This is a genomic window from Phascolarctobacterium sp. Marseille-Q4147 (genome assembly GCF_017968825.1).
Classification (GTDB): domain Bacteria; phylum Bacillota; class Negativicutes; order Acidaminococcales; family Acidaminococcaceae; genus Phascolarctobacterium_A.
The window spans coordinates 1,224,345-1,238,491 of record NZ_CP072874.1 but is presented as its reverse complement, the minus strand read 5'-3'; the positions used below and the strand labels follow the sequence as shown (position 1 = coordinate 1,238,491).

The 14,147-nt window shown below is 48.7% G+C and carries 12 protein-coding genes; 1 reads left to right on the top strand and 11 read right to left on the bottom strand.

The features are described 5' to 3' along the window. Window positions 1–5: 5 nt before the first annotated feature. The 3 genes from tnpA to KAH19_RS05855 form a co-directional block, all read right to left on the bottom strand. Window positions 6–479, bottom strand: coding sequence for an IS200/IS605 family transposase (tnpA, locus tag KAH19_RS05865; protein ID WP_210683796.1), 474 nt, complete (start codon window positions 477–479; stop codon window positions 6–8). 173 nt (window positions 480–652) lie between these two features. Continuing rightward, window positions 653–2,050 carry an amino acid permease gene (locus KAH19_RS05860; RefSeq protein ID WP_366914960.1) on the bottom strand — a complete coding sequence of 466 codons (1,398 nt, stop codon included), beginning with the start codon at window positions 2,048–2,050 and terminating at the stop codon, window positions 653–655. 261 nt (window positions 2,051–2,311) lie between these two features. Beyond that, on the bottom strand, window positions 2,312–3,724 hold the full coding sequence (locus KAH19_RS05855; protein ID WP_210683793.1) for an SLC13 family permease: 1,413 nt from the start codon (window positions 3,722–3,724) through the stop codon (window positions 2,312–2,314). A gap of 144 nt (window positions 3,725–3,868) precedes the next feature. Here KAH19_RS05855 and KAH19_RS05850 point away from each other — a divergent pair, with 144 nt between their 5' ends. Next, window positions 3,869–4,750, top strand: a complete 882-nt coding sequence (locus tag KAH19_RS05850) for a LysR family transcriptional regulator (protein ID WP_210683792.1) — start codon at window positions 3,869–3,871, stop codon at window positions 4,748–4,750. 1,043 nt (window positions 4,751–5,793) lie between these two features. Here the strand turns inward: KAH19_RS05850 and ftsH are convergent. The 8 genes from ftsH to KAH19_RS05810 form a co-directional block, all read right to left on the bottom strand. Next, window positions 5,794–7,749: an ATP-dependent zinc metalloprotease FtsH gene (gene ftsH / locus KAH19_RS05845; protein WP_210683790.1), complete on the bottom strand. Its 1,956-nt coding sequence runs from the start codon at window positions 7,747–7,749 to the stop codon at window positions 5,794–5,796. 89 nt (window positions 7,750–7,838) lie between these two features. Next, window positions 7,839–8,381, bottom strand: a complete 543-nt coding sequence (hpt, locus tag KAH19_RS05840) for a hypoxanthine phosphoribosyltransferase (protein ID WP_009146038.1) — start codon at window positions 8,379–8,381, stop codon at window positions 7,839–7,841. Between the two features lie 19 nt (window positions 8,382–8,400). Further along, complete coding sequence (gene tilS, locus KAH19_RS05835) at window positions 8,401–9,387, bottom strand: tRNA lysidine(34) synthetase TilS (RefSeq protein WP_210683789.1); 987 nt, start codon at window positions 9,385–9,387, stop codon at window positions 8,401–8,403. A gap of 105 nt (window positions 9,388–9,492) precedes the next feature. After that, complete coding sequence (locus tag KAH19_RS05830; protein ID WP_210683787.1) at window positions 9,493–9,984, bottom strand: S1 domain-containing RNA-binding protein; 492 nt, start codon at window positions 9,982–9,984, stop codon at window positions 9,493–9,495. A gap of 110 nt (window positions 9,985–10,094) precedes the next feature. Then, window positions 10,095–10,388 carry a septum formation initiator family protein gene (locus tag KAH19_RS05825; RefSeq protein ID WP_210683786.1) on the bottom strand — a complete coding sequence of 98 codons (294 nt, stop codon included), beginning with the start codon at window positions 10,386–10,388 and terminating at the stop codon, window positions 10,095–10,097. A gap of 90 nt (window positions 10,389–10,478) precedes the next feature. Beyond that, window positions 10,479–10,757 (bottom strand): HU family DNA-binding protein, encoded by a 279-nt coding sequence (locus KAH19_RS05820; protein ID WP_246869304.1) that lies wholly within the window; start codon window positions 10,755–10,757, stop codon window positions 10,479–10,481. A gap of 215 nt (window positions 10,758–10,972) precedes the next feature. Further along, window positions 10,973–12,562 (bottom strand): nucleoside triphosphate pyrophosphohydrolase, encoded by a 1,590-nt coding sequence (gene mazG / locus KAH19_RS05815; protein WP_210683783.1) that lies wholly within the window; start codon window positions 12,560–12,562, stop codon window positions 10,973–10,975. Window positions 12,563–12,584: 22 nt separating this feature from the next. Beyond that, window positions 12,585–14,147 carry a polysaccharide biosynthesis protein gene (locus KAH19_RS05810; protein WP_210683782.1) on the bottom strand — a complete coding sequence of 521 codons (1,563 nt, stop codon included), beginning with the start codon at window positions 14,145–14,147 and terminating at the stop codon, window positions 12,585–12,587.

Here is a 14,147-nt window from a genome sequence, read left to right as displayed (position 1 = left end):
AATTATTACTTGCTACCCATAAATGGGTCTTTAGGATCAAATAACACTAACTGGTCCATTTCTTTATCTCGCTCCAATTGATTTGCTATGTATTCTTTTATTGCAGTAGTATTTTTACCTACTGTATCTACATAGTATCCCTTACACCAAAATTCGCGATTTCGATATGCGAATTTCATATTTCCAAACCGTTGGAACATCATCAGACTACTTTTTCCTTTTAAGTATCCTACGAAATACGAAACGCTCATTTTGGGCGGGATACTTAACAACAGATGTACATGATCTGGACATACTTCTCCCTCTATTATCTCTACTCCTTTCCATCCGCATATTGTTCTTAATATATCCCTTATCGCCAATCTTTTTTCTTCATAAAAAATTTTTCTACGATATTTTGACGCAAATACTATATGGTACTTACAATTCCACTTGGTATGTGCTAAACTATTTACGATATTATCTTGCTTTTTCGGCATTTTAATGTCCTCCTAATGTGTTTTTTACTTTGACTGGCAGGTCATTAGTATATTATCACATTAGGAGCTTCTTTTCTTTGCTCACCGCTTAAGCTCTTTTTAACCCCGCCACAATGGCGGGGTTTTTGTATACAAAAAGAGGCTGCCGCATCTGCGGCAACCTCCATATACTTTTAAGATTTATGAGCCATAGCAACCTGAGTTTTGGTCTGAACCAAGCTCTTGTGATGCTTGCGCCAACGATAGCAAAGCATCGGCACCACCAACATCGGTACACCTGCATACAGCGTCTGACGCAAATCCGGTGTCAAAGCAATTACTGCCAGGCAGAAAACCTGCGACCAGATACCGAAATGCGTAACATACGGGAAGAACGGTGTTTTATATTTCAGAGTATCTTCCTTGCCTTCGGCAATCAGACGGCGGCGGAAATTATATTGGCTCCAGCAAATGGAAATCCAAGCCATCGCTCCGGTAAAGCCGGATACTGCCAGCAAATAAGTATACAGTGTAGAATCGGGATTAAAGGTGTAGAAAACGATAACTGCCCAGCAGGCGCACACAGAAACAATAATGGAATTCTGCGGCATACCGTTTTTATTGAGCTTGCCCAAAAACGCCGGTGCCATATCCATGCGAGCCAGTGCATGCAGCGCACGAGCACCGCCGTACAGGCCGGAGTTGGCGCAGGATACACCTGCAACCAGCACTACAAAGGCAATCGCGGAAGCTAAGCCGTCAAAGCCGTATTCCGCCAAAGCAGCGGCAAACACGCTCTCCTTCAGGCTGGCCTTATCCCACGGCATAATGGACAGCAATAATGTAATAGGAATGATATATAAAGCAATGACACGCCAAGAAACATTGCGAACAGCAATAGGAATGCTTTTAGCAGGATCCTTGCATTCGCCCGCAGCCAGACCGATGATTTCGGTACCCTGGAAGTTAACCAGAATAATAACCATGGTCAGCACAATCGGCCAATATCCCTGGGGAGCAAAACCGCCCTGGCTCAGCAGCACCTTAGCGCCTAAATAGCCTTGGTCACCGACAAGACCGCAAACTATTAAACCGGCAACGCCGCAGAAGCCCACAAGGGCAGCAATTTTGATAATGGAAAGCCAAAATTCGCTTTCACCGAAATTATCGACATGAAAAAGGTTAATTACAGTCACCAGCAGGCCAAAAAGAATTGCCCACCACAGTTGACTGACGGCAGGTACAAAATTGTTCATAATGATACCCGCAGCAATCATTTCAGACGGCACGTAAGCCATCCAATTCAGCCAATAGGCCCAGCCAACGCCACAAGCCCAGGTTGAGGATATATTCTCACGTGCGTAGGTAACAAAGGAACCGGAAATAGGCTTAGCTACAGCCAGTTCCGCCAGGCACAGCATAACGCATAAGACGATTGCACCGCCAAAAAGATAAGAAAGGATAATAGCAGGTCCGGCCTGCTCAATCGCATATCCGGCACCTAAAAAATAACAGCTGCCGATGATGCCACCTAAAGAAATCATCTGTAAGTGTCTGTTCTTTAAACTTCTATTCATGGATTGCTCGTTCATTACCTTAATAACACAACCTTTCTTGAGCATATGTGTGGAACCTTCCGTTCCGCCTTAATTCTTGTGATATGATTTTACTACAAAAAACCGTGTTTGTATAGAAAAAAATGCACTAAAATCAGCGATTTTACAAAAAAAATCTATTTTCCTCTTTTTTCCGCTGTTTTGCATCATTTTCAAGCATACTTCTTCGCAATTCTCTACAAAAAATACTCCCCCGCCATCCCAGCAATGACAAGGGAGTAAACAAAGAAGGCTTCTTTAAAGATGGTTGAAAAGACTCCAGAAATGCATGCAGATACAGCCAAGCGCACTGACGAGCAGCATGCAGATTATCGAAAGCTTAAGGCCGTTTTTCAGCAAATCATCAGGGTTTAGACCGTAGGTTACACCAACGGCACGTGTGCTTACCGGCAGAATAAAGGCACAGTTAACGGCAACAATCGAGGTCAGGATATAAGGAATGGGGTTCAACCCCAACTGTTGCGAAATGCTTTGTACTACCGGAATTGAGATAGAAGCCGCCGCGGTATTACTGCTGATTTCCGTCAGGAATGTGGCAAACAGCGTCAGGCTGAACATCGTTTCCCAACCGCCGCTTAACGGCAGCAGTGTAATTACCTTGGCAATCTGTGTTGCCGCACCGGTTTTCGTAATCAGCTGGCCTAATGCCAGACCGCCGGAAAAAAGGAAAATCATACCCCACATGATGCCCTTTTCAGCCTCACGCCATGTAAGAAGCAGCTGGCCTGTTTCGTTGCGCAGCATAAAGGTGAGCATACCGAAGGTAAAGAAAACATACGCAGGCTTCATCAGCGGCAGATACTGCACGTAAAGCGGACGGACGAAGGCCAGTCCTGTTGCGAGAATAAAAAGCCACAGGCCTAATTTTTCACCACGGCTCATCGGCCCGAGTTTAGCATAAGCAGCACGGAAGTATTCCTTGCCGCCGTCAAGACGTTTAACAGGCAAAGGCAAATGCAGCAGATAAGCCAGAATGAGCAACATGATGATGAAAAGCAGCGGCAGAAAACGGATAACCCAGTCAACATACATGAATTCGTGTCCCGTGAGCTTTTCCAGATAGCTGATTGCTACCAGGTTGGAACTGCTGCCCAAGGGAGAGCCGAAACCGCCGAAGCCCGCGCCCCAGACGATGGCCAACAGAATCGGCGTTGCTACGGGATTATTGGTAATCTGCTGCTGCCCTAAAAAGCGCAGCATGCTTACAGCCACCGGCAAAAGAATCATAACCACAACAACGTTGGGCAAAAAGATAGACAGCAACGTTGAAGCAACCAGCCAGACGCATATCTGCTCGCGCATTGATGTACCCAGGCCGCAAAGGCTTTTTATCGCCAGACGCTTATCAAGATGTGTTTTTTCCCACACCAGGCTGATAAGGTCACTGCCGACAAGCAGCACAACTATTTCCGAAAAGTATTTGCTGATAATACCGTCCATCGGCACCATGCCGAAGATGGCGTTCAAGGGAATCGGCAACAGCGAGGTTACGGCGATATTTACCGGACGCAGCACCCACCACAGGCCCATCCAGAAAATCGTAGCAATGGCGGCCGCCTGCTTAAATTCAATTACAGGTGCCAGTATAAGCAGGACAAGCAGAAAAAGTAACGGTCCTGACAAAACATTCAACGAACGGTGTTTTTTCATAATAACAGCTTCCTCTCCGAGTTAAATAGAAGTTTGCCTTCTATTTTTGCATTTACTTAATTCTACTCCCGTTCTATAATTAAGTAAAAGACTTTATTTTGATTATTATAATCATATTTTTTGATATTTCAAGGAGATACTGCTATGGATTTTGCTTTTTACAGAAACTTTATCACTGTTGCCGAAACAGGTAATCTCAGCGCCGCGGCGAAACGTCTGGGCATTGTACAGCCGGCGCTCAGCGCGCAGATGAAGGCTATCGAAAGGAATTATGGCGTGCAGCTTTTCAAAATGCAGCGCGGTAAGCGCCACATTGAGCTGACGGAGGCAGGCGAAACCTTTTTGCAGCAGGCGCGTCAGCTATGCAATACAGAAGATGATATCAGCCTGCGTATGCAAGCCTTCGGCAGGCGTGCCGCAGGTACGCTGCGCTTCAGCGTGTCACATGTGCGTACCGACTATTTCCTGCGCAGCTATCTTATTCCCTTTGCCAAGGAGAATCCGGGAATCAGCTATCAGTTTCACGATGCTACGGTAGAGCAGCAGCAGCAGCAGCTGGAGGCAGGCAGTATTGATTTTGCCTTTGCTAATGCACCATTGCCTGCGGCGCACAATTTTGCTACTATCAAGGTGCAGCGGGAAAATTTTTATGCTTTCTATAATGCCGGATTTGCGGTTCCGTGGGCAGGTAAAAGCATGCTTTCGCCGGAGGATTTGGCAGGTGTGCCTTTGTGCTGTAATTATGGCAGCTATGCGCTTTTGCGCAATGTGTTTAAGGGTTATGCTGTTAAGCCGAATGTTGCCTTTATTGCTACTACAGCGGAGAGTGCGCTTACCTTTGCGACAAGCGGACTGGGGGTTGCAGTTGTTGCGGCGTTGGAGAGTGATGCTGTGCCGCAGGAGATGGTGCGGCGGCAGCTTGTTGATGAGAAGCTGCATTTTGATCAGACGTTGTATTGGAGTAAGGAGCATAAATTATCGCCTGCGGCGGAGAGGTTTTTGGAGTTTTTTCGCAAGCATATATAGTTATGTTACTTTTCCACGGAAGGAAAAGTAACCAAAAGTTCCTTTGGCCGTGCGCAGGATTCCGGTGCTTTTCGCCATGCGTTTGCCGCGAACCGAAGTTACGTTGGTGTGCTATAGAAGAACGCGATGTCGGTTGAGCGTCAAACGAAGGAGATGTTCCCAAAGCAGCGCAGGCTGTGCGAACAAAGACGCTCGACTGCAGCCAGCATCCGTTCCTGTCCGGCGCGGCTTGAAGTGTGTGGAACATGCGGAGTGTATGGGTTGTATTGGTATTTTGGGAATGTCGTGCATCCGTTAGGATGATATAAGCAATACGCTAGTTATGTTACTTTTCCACGGAAGGAAAAGTAACCAAAAGTTCCTTTGGCCGCGCGCAGGATTCCGGTGCTTTTCGCCATACGTTTGCCGCGAACCGAAGTTACGTTAGTGTGCTATAAAAGAAAGCAATGTCGGTTGAGCGTCAAACGAAGGAAATGTTCCCGAAACAGCGCAGGCTGTGCGAACAAAGATGCTCGACTGCAGCCAGCATCCGTTCCTGTCCGGCGCGGCGTGGAGTGTGTGGAACGTGCGGAGTATATGGGTTGTATTATGGTTTGGAAATGGCGTGCATCCGTTAGAATAATATAAGCGATACGCTGGTTATGTTACTTTTCCATGGAAGGAAAAGTAACCAAAAGTTCCTTTGGCCGCGCGCAGGATTCCGGTGCTTTTCGCCATACGTTTGCCGCGAACCGAAGTTACGTTAGTATGCTATAGAAGAAAGCAATGTCGGTTGAGCGTCAAACGAAGGAGATGTTCCCAATGCAGCGCAGACTGTGCGAACAAAGACGCTCGACTGTAGCCAGCATCCGTTCCTGTCGGGCGCGGCTTTGAGTGTGTGGAACATGCGGAGTATATGGGTTGTATTATGGTTTGGAAATGGCGTGTGTTCGTTCCTGTCGGGCGCGGCTTAGAGTGTGTGGAACATGCGGAGAGAAAATTATATATGCGAACAGCAAAAAAACGCCCACGTTTTTTCGAACGCGAGCGTTAATTTTTTGCTGTTATTCTTTGGGTGTTTCTTCGTCTGCATTTGCAACAGCTTTCGGTGCATCTGCTTCGGCAGCAGGCGCTTCAGCCTTTGCATCAGCTTCGGCAACGGGAGTAGCAGCTGTTTCCTCATCCACAACAGATTGCTGTACTAATTGCAGCTTTTCTTCTGCGGTAAGGATATGACCGTATTTTACCAGCTGGTTGATTTCTTCCTCTTCCAGAGTTTCTTTCTCCATCAGAGCTTTAGCAATCACATGCAGCTTGTCAATATTGTCGGACAGCAGCTTTTCGGTAGCAGCATAGGCATCTTCCATAAAGGAGCGTACCTCTTTATCAATTTCAGCTGCCACTTCTTCACTGTAATCCTTGTCGCGGGCAATGTCACGGCCCAGGAATACCTGATCCTGACGATGACCAAAGGTTACAGGTCCGATGTTTTCGCTCATGCCGTATTCGCAAATCATCTGGCGTGCCAGTTGAGTTGCACGCTGCAGGTCATTGCTGGCACCGCTGGAGATTTCCTTCAGCACCAGAGCTTCGGCAACACGGCCGCCCAGCAGCACCTTCAGCTCATCGAGCATTTCGCTGCGGGTTGCATAATACTTATCTTCCTTAGGCAGGCTCAGGGTATAACCACCGGCACGGCCACGCGGAATGATGGTAACCTTATGTACAGGGTCAGTATGCTCAAGCAGCATACCAACGATAGTATGACCGCCTTCATGGTAAGCAGTCAGGCGTTTTTCCTTATCGCTGATGACACGGCTCTTGCGCTCCGGTCCCATGATAACACGCTCGGCAGCTTCTTCCATTTCCGGCATATTAATAGCCTTCTTGTCCTTACGTGCAGTCAGCAGCGCTGCTTCATTAACCAGGTTGGATAAATCAGCACCGGTAAAGCCGGGGGTACGCTGAGCGATTACGTCCAGATTTACATCCTGTCCTATCGGCTTACCCTTGACATGTACCTTCAGGATTTCGGTACGTCCCTTGATATCAGGACGGTCTACTACAATCTGGCGGTCGAAACGGCCGGGACGCAGCAGCGCCGGGTCCAGAATATCCGGACGGTTGGTTGCGGCAATCATAATGATGCCTTCGTTAGCGCTGAAACCGTCCATCTCAACCAATAATTGGTTCAGAGTCTGCTCACGCTCGTCATGGCCACCGCCAAGACCTGCGCCGCGCTGACGGCCTACGGCATCAATCTCATCGATAAATACGATGCAGGGTGCACTTTTCTTTGCCTGGTCGAACAGGTCGCGTACACGCGAAGCGCCGACACCGACAAACATTTCTACAAAGTCAGAACCGGAAATACTGAAGAACGGAACTCCTGCTTCACCGGCAACTGCCTTCGCCAACAAGGTTTTGCCTGTACCCGGAGGGCCATAGAGCAAAACACCTTTAGGAATCTTAGCTCCCAAGTCATTATACTTCTGCGGATGCTTCAGAAATTCAACAACCTCTTCCAGCTCCTGCTTGGCTTCTTCAGCACCGGCAACATCCTTAAAGGTTATCTTCAGTTTTTCCTCATCGTAGCGACGCGCACGGCTCTTGCCAAAGTTCATCACCTTGCCGCCACCGGCACCGCCCTGATTCATCAGCATGAACCACAGGCCTACGATAATCAGCATCGGCAAAATAGAGCTGAGAATGCTCATCCACCAAGGCGGTTGCGGCGGCAGCTCTGCCTTAATGTCTACTTTCTTTGCTTCCAGCTTTTCTACCAGCTTGCTGTCATTAGGCGCAACGGTAGAAAATTCCTTGCCATCCTTTAATTTACCGCTGATAACGTTATCAACAATAGTTACCTGTTTGATTTCGTCCTGCTGTACATGCTGCATAAAGCTGGTATAGCTTATATCGGCAGGCTTAGAATTCTTTTCACCGTAAAGGTCAAACATCCAGATAATTACCATGATAATCAGCAGATAAAAAAGTACGTTCTTAAAAAATTTATTCAAGCACGTAGCCTCCTTCCACTTAGCTCATAATATTTTATTATATTATAGATAGGAAAAACTAGCAACTGTTTTATGCAATTTACAGGCTTTTATTTGCGTGCGTATACAGCAGGCTTCAGGATACCGATAAACGGCAGATTACGGTAATCACCTGCATAATCCAAACCGTAGCCTACAACGAATTCGTCAGGAATTTTAAAGCCTACATAATCAGCTTCCAGACCGTTTACACGACGCTCGGCCTTGTCGCACAGAGCAGCGGTTTTCAGAGTTGCGGGCTTGTAGTGACGCAGCATATCGGTGATAGAAGCAAAAGTAACGCCGCTGTCAATGATATCATCGATTACCAGCACGTCCTTACCCTTGATGTCCTCGCTGACATCAAGCTTAACCTTAACGCTGCCGCTGGTGCTGGTTCCGTTGCCATAGGAAGAAGCAACCATGAAGTCTACGCGCAGCGGCATATCAATAGCGCGGGTCAGGTCAGTAGCGAACCAGGCAGCACCCTTCAGCAGCACAATGACAACAAGCTCCTTGCCTGCATAATCGGCAGCAATCTGCTTGCCCATTTCCTGTACGCGGGCATCAATTTCTTCTTTAGTCAGCAAAACTGTCTTAATATCGTCATGCATTCTTCATTCTCCTTATACTTTATATTATTTTAACAAAAATAAGCTGTTTATTTTTGTAGACTACGTTTATTCCCTGCGGCAACTGGATAAACTTGCCGCCGCTGCGCCTAATCAGCAAGGAATCAATAGCCTGACTACGTTCGAAGGACAGCTCATCACCGCCCAGCTCGAAATACGCGCGTCGCAATACTCTCAGCCTTACGGCACTGTGCAGCGCCGTAAGCTGCGTCACCGGCAAACTGACAGCATCCTCCTGCCTGCGCACCAGCTGCCTGTAAGCAGCATCAGCCATTTGCTCCAGACATTCCGCATCCTGCGCCAGCAAGGCGGCAGTACGCGCCAACGTCGGCACCACATTATGGTTGAAGCTACGCTCCAGATACGGCACAAGCTCCAGACGTACACGATTGCGCGTATACGCCGTATCAGCGTTGGTGCTGTCGTAGCAGACTGCAATTCCCTCGGCGCTGCAATATTCCTCCAGCAGGCTTTTCGGCAGCGTCAGCAATGGTCTGATGATATCGCCCTGCTGCGCCCGCATTCCGGCAAGTCCCTGCAGCCCTGCGCCGCGCAGCAGCCTTAAGAGCAGCGTTTCCGCCTGATCGCCCTCGTGATGCGCCGTAACAATCGCCGCAGCGCCCTGCTGCGCCGCAACGCGCCTCAGCGCCGCATAACGCAGGCGGCGCGCAGCATCTTCGGTAGAAAGCCGGTTCTGCGCCGCATAGGATGCAGCCTGCACATGCTCTGTAAAGCAGGGCAGTCCCCAAGCCTTGCAGGCACACTGCACAGCCTGCATGTCGCGCAGAGCTTCTTCACCACGAAGTCCGTGCTCAACGTGACAGACGCTGTAGCTGCCCCAGCCCTGCGCTGCCAAAGCAGCACAGGCATGCGCCAAAGCCAGAGAATCGGCACCGCCGCTCACCGCCAGCAGGTAATGAGCCTCAGGCCGCAGCAAATTTTTAATTGTTTTGCGCAGCTTGTAGACTGCAGGCGCAATCTGCCTCATAGCATATCTCCTTCAGCAGCGGGTTAAACGTGTCATATCGCATTTTTCTATGCTATAAAAGAAAAGGCACTCTCAGGAGTGCCATTTCATTAATTACCAGCTTGCTTATTTATCACGTCTGGCACCACGACCACCGCGTTTGGACTCAGTATTACGTTTTAAATCCAGCATACGGTCATCGCTGTCTTTCAGGAATTTAGATAATTTATCCTCAAAGGAAACGGGAGCCATAGGTCTTGCGCTTTGCGGACGCATACCGCCACGGCGTTCACGATTGTCGCCTTGCGGACGCATACCATTGTTGTTGCGGCGCTCGCGGTTATCATTTTGCGGACGCTGCGGTCTCGGTTGCGGAGCCGGCGGCGGTGTGAGCTGTTTAATAGACAGACCAATTTTGCCGCGATCATCTACAGATAATACCTTAACCTTAACCTTGTCGTGCTCCTTTAAAAAGTCATGCACGTCTTTTACATAAACATTAGAAACCTCAGAAATGTGAATCAGGCCAACCTTGCCCTCAGGCAGTTGGACAAATGCGCCAAAATTGGTGATACCTGTAACTTCACCCTCTACAATTGCACCTACTTCAAGTGACATCGAGAAAAAAATCCCCCTTAAAAATTCTTAATACTCTTGTATTATACTCTTTAATTTTTCATGGTGTCAATAAAAAAAGCAGAACAAAAGCTATCATTTCTTGTTCTGCCTTATTTTTTCTCATCAACTATAAACAGCGGCACCTCGTCTTTACCCACCATGTTGTAATCCTCACGGGCGAGCTTTTCAATATAACGCGGGTCATCCAGACGTTTACGCTCTGCCTCCAGCTCAGTCTTCTGTTTTTGTAAAGCAGCAATACGTTGCTGTGTAGCAGCCTGTTCCTGTTTAATCTGATAAATAGAATACTCCTGCTTGCCGATAACGAACAGGCAGGCAACAAACAGCAGCATCATAAAGACATTAAAAGCTTTAGATTTATGTCTTACACGACGTCTAACCATATCAAAGCCCCCCAGCATTGAGTATTCCGCAGTATATTTTTTAGAAAAGCCCGGCAGCAGCTGCCGGGCCTAAAGCACTAAAACAGCTTATTATTTTACGTTAACAGCATCCTTGAAAGCTTTGCCGGCTTTGAAAGCAGGGATGGTTGCAGCAGGAATAACTACCTTCTCACCATTTTGCGGATTTTTACCTTCACGTTCTTTACGAGCACGTGCTTCAAAAGTACCAAAGCCTACTACTTGTACTTTGTCACCCTTAGCAACTACCTCTTTAACGGTTTCCAGAGTAGCGGTGATAGCTTTTTCAACATCTTTTTTGGTTAAGCCGGCTTTTTCAGCAACAGCTGCGATCAATTCAGTCTTGTTCATCAAAAATTCCTCCTTAATTATGACTTTAGTTATTATTGCAAATGCTTGGCAAATGCTTGCGGAGCACGTAACTTCGTAACGTAACTCAAATTTAACTTGCAATAGTATTCTACACTGTCAAACGTTTTCCTGCAAGCCTTTTCCGAAAATATTTATAAAATAAGCCAAAAATAGCATTATTTTAGTAACTTTATTGCCAAATTGCCTTGTAAGCCTTACTTGCGCTCCAATTCCTTAGCCTGATTCCAAAATTCATCCAGCTCGGTCAAAGTGAAATCCTGCCATGTTTTGCCGCTGACTTCCACCTGCTTTTCCACGTAATTAAAACGGGAAGCGAAACGGTTATTGGTGCCGTCCAAAGCAACCTCAGGCTCGATACCGTTATGACGCGCATAATTTACCACAGCAAACAGCACATCGCCAAGCTCACCCTCGGCAGCAGCCTTGTCGCCTGCCTGCAAAGCCTCCTGCAGCTCGCCCAGCTCCTCCTGTACCTTAGCCCATACGGATGCGCTGTCCTGCCAGTCAAAGCCTACCTTGGCAGCCTTGCTCTGCAGCTTATAGGCACGCAGCAGCGCCGGCAATCCCTGAGATACGCCGTCCAATACATGCTTGCGCTCCTGTTTTTCCTGCTTTTTGATAGCCTCCCAATTTACCAGTACATCATCGCTGTTGTCGACATGGGTATCACCGAAAACATGCGGATGACGGCGGATAAGCTTATCTACAACCTCGTCGATAACATCCTGCAGATCAAAGCGGCCTGCTTCCTGTGCCATGCGGGCATGGAAAACAACCTGCATGAGCACGTCGCCAAGCTCCTCACGCATGCCATCAACATCGTCAGCATCCACAGCCTCCAGATATTCGTAAACCTCTTCAATCATATTGCTGCGGATAGATTTATGTGTCTGCTCTCTGTCCCAAGGGCAGCCGTCAGGCTCGCGCAGGGTACGCATAACATCAGCCAAGGGCTGAATGTCGAAATCATCAAAGCCTGCTTCCGGCAAAAAGTCTTCTGCATAGCCTTCTTCGCCTTCTTCGGCAAATTCGTCCTCATCGTCGCCAAAGGTAATAATACCGGGAACAGCTTCCGCATCATCAACATTTTCAAATACAGTATCCTCTGCTCCCTCAGGCATCGGCGGAACATAAGCGCTCGTAAGATGGTCAATGTTCGGCTGTCTGTCCAGCTCGTACAGCTTAATCGGACGGCATTCCTCATCAGGCAACCCCAGATTGCGCAGGAAATAAATTTCGTATTCGTCAGGCAGTACATCCATCAGCGCAATTTTCAAATCACCGGCAACCATCTGGCTGTAAACCTGAGTAATCATCAGCGGATGCTGACCTGCACTTGCAATCTCCGCAAAATCCTGCGCGTCAATAATCTGCAGGCCGGCAATCGGGTCGATGCCAAGCTCAACGTAAGCCAAGTCCAAGAAGCTCATGGAAGGCTTAATAACCAGCTTAATGCCCTGCGCCTTCGCAGCGGTACGCATTAAAACAACGGTTTTTTCCGCAACAAGCGGGCTTCCGGGTACGGCGTAAACAACATCACCGTTCTGCGCTGCTGCCAACACACGCTCGACAACGCTGTTATATACCTCCTCAAAGGAAGCAGCCTTTTCGTATAAATCGTCACATGAGGTAAATTTTACGTTTTGCTTTTCCAGCTCGGCAACGGTGGGATGCACCGCCGTGCGCAGGATAACCTGAGCGCAGTTTTGCAGCAGTCCCATAGTTTCCAATGAAAGATGTCCCACAGCACCGGGGCCTAAGCCGACAATTGTAATTGTTCCCATGATAGTACGCCTTCTTTCTTAATTATTTAAAAAATCGTTTCACTACCGGCAGCTGACGCAGCTCCTGTCTGTTCAGCACGCCTAAAAGCGGCAGCAATATGATATAGCTTATCCCGGCAGCCAGCATAGCGGCGATTGTTGCCAAAGCAGGCGATACACCGCCAAGCAGCGTGTGCGCTTCTACAGCAACAGCGCCCATCACCGCTGCTGCGGCGATGATTTTCGCAATACTGAGCCAGGAAAATCTTATACTTAATTTATACAACGCTATAATATTCAACAGCGCCGTCACGCCAAAGTTTATGTTCGTTGCCCACGCTGCGCCGGCAATACCGTATTCCGCATTCGTCAGCTGACAGACAGCAACCAGCTTGGCTACAATACCGATAAGCATATTCAGCATCGGCAGATTGGTGTGCCCCATTCCCTGCAGCATACCGGTTGTCACCTGCTGCAGGCCTAAAAGGTATATGGCAGGCGCCGAATGCATAATAGCAACGCCGGCCTTCGCCGTGCCGTACAGCAGACGGCTGATAGGCTCCGCCAGCACCCACATGCCTACGGAAGCAGGCACAGTTATCAGGCAGCACAGCTTCATAGCGGTTGCCGCCTTTTGCTCGATAATCTGCCATTTATTCAAAGCAAAGGCTTCGGAAACAGCCGGCACAAGGCTTGTTGCCAGCGACATTGTCGGTATCGTCGCCATTAAGAGCAAGGGCTGTGCCATGCCTGCCAGATAACCGAACTGCGCCGTCGCCTGCGCCACACTAAAACCGCTGTCAATCAATCGGCCGGGCACCAGCAATACATCAATGCTGCTGGTAACAGGCACAAGGATATTAGCGCAGGACACTGGCAGCGCCAGCAGCAACAAGCGCTTAATCAGCTTACTGCTGCGCACAAGCTCGGCAGCAGGTTCCTGCACCTTTACTGCATCAGCCTGCCACTGCTTACGGTAATAGCGATAAAAGCAGCCCATAACCACAAGACCGGTCAAGCTACCCGGCACAGCGCCGAAGGCAGCGCCGGCAGCAGCGTATTCCAAACCGTAGGGCAGCAGCACATACGCCAGAACCACCATTGTCACTACACGGATGAACTGCTCCACAATCTGTGATACCGCAGGCGGTGTCATCAGCTGATGTCCCTGAAAATACCCGCGGAAGCTGGCCAGAATCGTAGCAAAGAAAATCGCCGGTGTCAGCGCTATAAGCGAATAGTAGGCACGCGCATCGGTAATCACGCCGGCATCAACCAGCCAGCCCGCCGCCAGCACCAGACAAACCGCCAGCACAGCACCCACGCAGGCCATCAGGCGCAGCGAAACGCGAAACACCTGACGCACATTAGCATAGTCCTTCTGCGCCAGAAAGCCTGCGACAATAATCGATATTGCCACCGGAATGCCGGCCGCAGAAATCGCAAGCAGCAAAAGGTATACGGGATAAGCCATTTGGTAAAGACCGATACCCTCGCCGCCCAGCAGACGTGAAAGCAGGATGCGGTTCACAGAACCGATAACCTTTACCATCAGTCCTGCCAATGTCAGAATCATCGCGCCGCGCAAAAATTTATCACTGCTCAT